At 54.1% G+C, this 761-nt stretch carries 2 protein-coding genes; both read right to left on the reverse strand.

All coding sequences use genetic code 11. The features are described 5' to 3' along the window. The coding region (locus Q1A40_RS22875; protein WP_300006078.1) for a TRAP transporter large permease subunit at positions 1-293 on the reverse strand (293 nt) is incomplete at its 3' end. A 69-nt stretch (positions 294-362) separates the two neighbouring features. Then, the coding region (locus tag Q1A40_RS22880) for a TRAP transporter small permease (RefSeq protein ID WP_300006080.1) at positions 363-761 on the reverse strand (399 nt) is incomplete at its 5' end.

Here is a 761-nt window from a genome sequence, read left to right on the forward strand (position 1 = left end):
ACCACCACATAACCCAGCCCGCCGGGAATATGCCCCACCCAGGCAACGGCAAGGTTAACAATACGTTTTGAGATCCCGCCCGCCAGCATAAATTCACCCGCCAGCAGAAAGAAGGGGATCGCCAGCAGCGCAAAGTTATCGGCGCCCGGAATAATGGTCTGGATAATAATCTGCGGGTCAAACATTCCCTGCGCCAGCATCAGAACAACGCCGCTGAGCAACAGGGCAAACGCCACCGGCACGCCGAGCGCTAACGTTCCCAGTAACGTGATAACAAATAATCCGATAATCATAGTCTTTCCTGCCAGTAAGAAAGGAAGCAGTCTGGTAATCCGACAAACAGCGGGGGCTGACGTCAGGCGTTATTTATTGCGGGCGGCCATGGAGTATTCGGCCTCATCAACCCGTCCCGTCAGCAGGCGAACAATATTGCTCAGGCAGATAATGCCCATACTGGCCGAGGAGAGATAAATCACGCCGTACACCATCAGCAGCGGGATCTCACTGACGGGGGCAGGATCGTCGGCAAAAATATCGTGCTGCATCCAGAAGCCATAGAACATCAGCACGCAGCAGATAAAGACCAGAAACTGGCTGACACCCCAGCAGACTTTTCGTGAACTTTTTGGCAGCAGGACCTGGACGGTGTCCACGCTCAGGTGCTTCTGGTTACGGGAGGCGACAATCGCGCCGAGGAAAATCACCCAGAAAAAACAGAACCGGGAGAGTTCGTCTGAAATCGGAAAACCGGAATGGAAGCC

The sequence above is a fragment of the uncultured Cedecea sp. genome, from assembly GCF_947498825.1.
Lineage (GTDB): Bacteria > Pseudomonadota > Gammaproteobacteria > Enterobacterales > Enterobacteriaceae > JGM124.